Origin of the sequence: Halomonas marinisediminis (assembly GCF_004347715.1) — a bacterium.
Lineage (GTDB): Bacteria > Pseudomonadota > Gammaproteobacteria > Pseudomonadales > Halomonadaceae > Halomonas > Halomonas icarae.
Genome location: NZ_SLTR01000817.1, coordinates 1 through 225, shown reverse-complemented (window position 1 = coordinate 225; position 225 = coordinate 1). Strand labels below are relative to the sequence as shown.

Sequence of the window (225 nt, the reverse complement as noted above, 5' to 3'; positions counted from 1 at the left end):
CCGCGAAAAGATGCGTGCGCGCCTCAAGGATCCGCGCCTCATCGACATTCTTGTCCCCAAGAAGGGGGATTACGGCTTCGGCACCCACCGCGTGCCATTGGAAACTCAATACCTGGAGGCATATCTGCGCGACAACGTCGAAGCCGTCAGCGTACGCGACAACCCGATTGCCGAGATCGTGCCCGAGGGGGTGAAACTCGAAGATGGCACTGTCTACGAAGTCGA

1 pseudogene is annotated in these 225 nt (G+C 59.1%); it reads left to right on the top strand.

Features of this window, described 5'->3' with window-relative positions:
- Window positions 1–225, top strand: a pseudogene (locus E0702_RS18640) (hypothetical protein); the annotation flags it as partial.